This is a genomic window from Clostridium tarantellae (assembly GCF_009295725.1).
Lineage (GTDB): Bacteria > Bacillota > Clostridia > Clostridiales > Clostridiaceae > Sarcina > Sarcina tarantellae.
This window is the reverse complement of sequence record NZ_WHJC01000194.1, coordinates 1-6,249: the sequence shown is the minus strand read 5'-3', so window position 1 is coordinate 6,249 and position 6,249 is coordinate 1. Positions and strand designations below refer to the sequence as shown.

At 29.3% G+C, this 6,249-nt stretch carries 3 protein-coding genes; all 3 read left to right on the top strand.

The annotated features are described in order from the left end of the window. Positions 1 to 126 precede the first annotated feature (126 nt). The gene (locus tag GBZ86_RS11190; protein WP_152890697.1) at positions 127 to 318 is read left to right on the top strand and encodes a ferredoxin; all 192 of its coding nucleotides are present in this window, start codon (positions 127 to 129) and stop codon (positions 316 to 318) included. Positions 319 to 553: 235 nt separating this feature from the next. Further along, positions 554 to 2,803: a discoidin domain-containing protein gene (locus GBZ86_RS11185; protein ID WP_152890695.1), complete on the top strand. Its 2,250-nt coding sequence runs from the start codon at positions 554 to 556 to the stop codon at positions 2,801 to 2,803. Positions 2,804 to 3,265: 462 nt separating this feature from the next. Further along, the coding region (locus GBZ86_RS11180; RefSeq protein ID WP_170272223.1) for a discoidin domain-containing protein at positions 3,266 to 6,249 on the top strand (2,984 nt) is incomplete at its 3' end.

Below are 6,249 nucleotides of genomic sequence, written 5' to 3'. Positions count from 1 at the left end.
GTTTAAAATATATTAAATAAAAAATAATTTTAGTAATATATTAAAATCAGTAACTAATGTTACTGATTTTTTAAATTTAAAATGTTATATTAAAATTATAATTATATATAAAAGGAAGGTATATTTATGAAAGTAGAAGTAGCTACAAATTTATGTATAGATTGTGCTTTATGTCAATCACTTTGCCCAGCGGTTTTTGGAATGGATTTCGATAGAAGAGCAACAGCTATTACAGGAGAAGTTCCAAAAAAATATGAAAAGGTGGTAAAACAAGCTGAAATAGAATGTCCTGTTGGAGCAATTTCTATATTAAAGTAAAAAATATGAACCCATAATCTTGTATTAGTATATCTAATATAAGATTATGGGTTTTTAAATATATTTTATCTATTTTTAGTTCATATTTCTATTATTAGTTAAAATATTAAAATAATATGAAACTTAACTTTCATATTATTAATTTTTAAAAATGTACTTTATTATAAAATAAAGTACATTTTTATAATACCTAACATAATATATTAATGTAAAAAATATTTTTAGGAGGATAATTATGTATAAACCACTATCATTATCAAATGAATCTCCACCAATGCCACCACCTGATCCTATTATAGATACTACTGATTTAATTCTTTTAAATGATAGTAATTTAGGAACAGCAACTAATCAGTTTAATTTTAGCAAGGGTTGGAATTATGAAAAACTTATTGAAGATCAAGCCTACAACGGTGATAATCATTGGACAATTGAAGTTGGTGCAACCGTAGCAGTAAATTTTGTTTCTCCTAAGTTCCATATAGTAGCTATTAAAGATCCAAACCATGGAATAATGACTCTTTCCATTGATGGTGGCTCTGAAATTGATGTTGATTTATATTCAAGTAAAAGAACATTTAAGCAAATAGTATATGAAAGTTCTGTATTATCTAACAGTGAGCATAAGATAGTTCTTAAATGTTCTGGAAGAAAAAATACAAGTGCAAATGGTATTGCAGCTTCTATTGATGCAATTTTTATTGAGCCTATGCCTATTATTGATCCTACACCTCCACCTACGCCCCCATCAACACTACCAACAACAACTTCGCCAATAACACCAACAACTAATTTAGCACTTAAAAAAACAGTAATGGCTTCCTCAAATACTTCATCTGCTAATTTTATAACAGATGGACAAACCACAAAATGGTCTAGTGGAAATTTTGATGCTGGACATCAATGGATATATATAGACTTAGGTATAGCTACTGATTTTGATACCTTAAAAATTTTTTGGTATATATCTTACGCAACCATATATAGAATAGAAATTTCAAATGATTCTATGAATTGGTCTTCTATTTATAGAACTACTAATGGAACAGGTAAAATTGAAGAAATTTCTTTATCTTCTATTCAAAAAGCCAGATTTGTAAGACTTTATTGTGAACAGTCATTGCCTAATATGAATAATGTTGACATATATGAAATTGAAATATACAACATGCATGAAACTTCAGCAACAGCACCTAAACCAATAACACCAACAACTAATTTAGCACTTAAAAAGCCCGTAATAGCTTCTTCCAATACTTCATCTGCTAATTTTATAACAGATGGAAGAAGTACCAAATGGTCTAGTGAAAACTTTATTAATGGCCCTCAATGGATTTATGTAGATTTAGGTGTAACTACCGACTTTGATAACCTAAGAATTTATTGGAGTAGCGAAAATGCAACTATATATAGGATAGAAACTTCAAATGATTCTATGAATTGGTCTTCTATTTACAAAACTACTAATGGAAAAGGTAGAATTGAAGAAATTTCTTTATCTTCTACACAAAAAGCTAGATTCGTAAGACTTTATTGTGAAAAAAATAGTTCTAATATTTCTGATAAAATTGCCATTTACGAAATTGAAGTACGCAATAAAAATATAACCTCACCTCCAACAGATCCAGTCCCAACTCAACCACAGCCAACTCCAACACCTATATCAACAACTAATTTAGCATTAAAAAAATCAGTAATGGCTTCTTCAAATGTCTCATCTGCTAAGTATATAACAGACGGAAGAGCTACAAGATGGTCTAGTGGAAGTTTTGCTAATGATCATCAATGGGTATTTATTGATTTAGGAGTATCTACTAATTTTGATACTATAAAAATTTATTGGGGGCAAGATAATGCAACCATATATAAAATAGATATTTCAAATGATGCTATCACTTGGACTTCTATTTATAGAACTACTAATGGAAAGGGTAGCATTGAAGAAATTACTTTAAATTCTATACAAAAAGCTAGATTTATAAGAGTTTATTGTGAACAAGCTAACACTGCTATTTCTCCTATTGTTTCTATTTATGAAATAAAAGTATACAATATATCTGGAAATTCAATGCCAACAACTTCACCTAATCCAACAACTAATTTAGCATTAAAAAAATCAGTAATGGCTTCTTCTAATGCCTCATTTACTAAGTATATAACGGATGGAAGAACTACAAGTTGGTCTAGTGGAAGTTTTGCTAATAGTCATCAATGGGTATTCATTGATTTAGGAGTATCTACTGATTTTAATACTGTAAAAATTCATTGGGGTAGAAATAATGCAACCATATATAAAATAGATATTTCAAATGATGCTATCACTTGGACTTCTGTTTATAGAACTACTAATGGAAAGGGTAGCATTGAAGAAATTACTTTAAATTCTATACAAAAAGCTAGATTTATAAGAGTTTATTGTGAGCAAGCTAACACTGCTATTTCTCCTATTGTTTCTATTTATGAAATTGAAATATTTAATAATTAAAAAATATTTACCTATTTTTAATTTCTTCATTTCAATAATCTAAGTTTTTTAGTTTAAAAAAATATAATACTGAATATAACTATATGAATTTCTAGGTTTAGAATTATTTTAGATATATTTTTATTTTACTAGTTAAATATTTTATTTTGAATTTAATAGAAAACTATATATAGAAAACCTCTATTAGTGCACTTAGATATTTAATTTTTTTAAAATATCTAAGTGCTTTATTTCATTAATATCCTTTGTTATAAAACTTTATTAATTATAATAAAGTCTTTGATAGTAATTAATGCATGTAATTTTAAATAAATATATTACCTATTTTTTAATATTAAAGGTAAAGTTTAAATTGTTAACTTTATAATAAAGCTTTATAAAACTTTATTATAAAATAAAGTACACTTTTATAATACCTAACATAATATATTACTGTAAGAAATATTTTTTAGGAGGATAATTATGTATAAACCACTATCATTATCAAATGAATCTCCACCTATGCCATTACCAGAACCTACTATTATAACTGCTATAGATTTAATTCTTTTAAATGATAATAACTTAGGAACAGCAGTTAATCAATTTAATTTTAGCAAGGGTTGGAATTATGAAAAACTTACTGAAGCTGAAGCCTATAATAGTGATAACCATTGGACAATTGAAGTTGGGGCAACCTTAACAGTAACTTTTGCCTCTCCTAAATTTCATATAGTAGCTATTAAAGATGCAAACCATGGAATAATGACCCTTTCCATTGATGATGGACCTGAAATGGATATTGATTTATATTCAAGTAAAAGGGAGTTTAAACAAATAGTATATGAAAGCTCTGTATTGTCTACTAAGGAACACAAGATAGTCCTTAAATGCTCTGGAAGAAAAAATGCAAGTGCAAAGGGCATGGCAGCTTCTATTGATGCAATTTTTATTGAACCTATGCCTGTTCCTACACCACTACCTCTACCTATAAATACTACAAATTTAAGTCTTTTAAATGATGGAAATATAGGAACTGATGTTAATCAATTTAATTTTAGTAGTGGATGGAATTATGAAAAACTTACTGAAGCTGAAGCTTACAAAGGCGATAATCATTGGACAGTTGAAACTGGTGCAACCTTAACGGTAACCTTTGCTTCTCCTAAATTTCATATAGTGGCTATTAAAGATGCAAACCATGGAATAATGACCCTTTCCATTGATGACGGAGCTGAAATGGATATTGATTTATATTCAAGTAAAAGGGAGTTTAAACAAATAGTATATGAAAGTTCAGTTTTATCTATGAAACAGCATAAGATAGTTATTAAATGCTCTGGAAGAAAAAATACAAGTGCAAAGGGCATGGCAGCTTCTATTGATGCAATTTTTATTGAACCTATGCCTATTATTGATCCTATACCTGAACCTATGCCAATAGGACCTATTATAGATACTACAGATTTAATTCTTTTAAATGATAATAATTTAGGAACAGCAGTTAATCAATTTAATTTTAGCAAGGGTTGGAATTATGAAAAACTTACTGAAGCTGAAGCTTACAAAGGTGATAATCATTGGACAGTTGAAGCTGGGGCAACCTTAACAGTAACCTTTGCTTCTCCTAAATTTCATATAGTGGCTATTAAAGATGCAAACCATGGAATAATGACCCTTTCTATTGATGATGGACCTGAAATGGATATTGATTTATATTCAAGTAAAAGGGAGTTTAAACAAATAGTATATGAAAGTTCAGTTTTATCTATGAAACAGCATAAGATAGTTATTAAATGCTCTGGAAGAAAAAATGCAAATGCAAAGGGTATGGCAGCTTCTATCGATGCAATTTTTATTGAACCTATGCCTATTATTGATCCTATTCCTGAACCTATTCCTATTTTACCACCAACACCAATTGACATAAATCCAATATCACCTTCAATTAATTTAGCACTTAAAAAAATAGCAATATCTTCATCAAATGAAACAAATACTTTAACACCTAATTATGTAACAGATGGTGATACTTCATCAAAAATGTCTAGATGGTCTAGTGGAAGTTTTATTAATGGTGAACAATGGATATATGTAGATTTAGGAGAACCTACTGACTTTGATACTATAAAAATTTATTGGGAAGCAGCTAATGCACTCATATATAGAATAGAAACTTCTACTGATGCAACCACTTGGAATTCTATTTATAGAACTACTAATGGCCAGGGTAAAACGGAAGAAATCTCCTTGCTTTCTATGCAAAAAGCTAGATTTGTAAGAATATATTGTGAAAAAAATAATAGCACTGTATCACCTACTGTTTCTATTTATGAAATTGAAATATTCAATATGTACAAATCTTCAAATGAATCTAATCTAATGCCAAGTCCAACAAACTCAATACCAAATTCACCTAACCCAATGGAAATGGAGCATTCAACAAATTTAGCAATGAAAAAACCAGCAATGGATTCTTCAAATTCTTCATCTGCTATGTATGTAACAGATGGAAGAACTTCTAGATGGTCTAGTGGTAATTTTGCTAATGGACATCAATGGATTTATGTGGATTTAGGTGCAGCTACTGAATTTGATACTGTAAAAATTCATTGGGGTAGAGACTATGCAACTATATATAAAATAGAAACTTCTAATGATGCTACTAATTGGTCTTCTGCTTATAGAACTACTAATGGACAAGGTAAAATGGAGAAAATTTCTTTAGATTCTATGCAAAATGCTAGATTTGTAAGAGTTTATTGTGAAAGAAATCATCCTATAGTTGCTCCTACAGTTTCTATTTACGAAATTGAAATATATAATATGTCTGGAAGTTCCACTCCAACATCACCAACCACTCCACCAAATCCAGTGAAACCATCAATTAATTTAGCACTTAAAAAACCAGCAATGGATTCTTCAAACTCTTCATCTGCTATGTATGTAACAGATGGAAGAACTTCTAGATGGTCTAGTGGTAATTTTGCTAATGGACATCAATGGATTTATGTGGATTTAGGCACAGCTACTGAATTTGATACTGTAAAAATTCATTGGGGTAGAGACTATGCAACTATATATAGAATAGAAACTTCTAATGATGCTACTAATTGGTCTTCTATTTATAGAACTACTAATGGACAAGGTAAAATGGAAAAAATCTCTTTATCCTCTATGCAAAATGCTAGATTTGTAAGAGTTTATTGTGAAAGAAATTATCCTATAGTTGCTCCTACAGTTTCTATTTACGAAATTGAAATATGTAATATGTCTGGAAGTTCCACTCCAACATCACCAACCACTCCACCAAATCCAATGAAACCTTCTACTAATTTAGCACTAAAAAAACCAGCAATGGATTCTTCAAACTCTTCATCTGCTATGTATGTAACAGATGGAAGAACTTCTAGATGGTCTAGTGGTAATTTTGCTAATGGACATCAATGGATTTATGTGGATTTAGG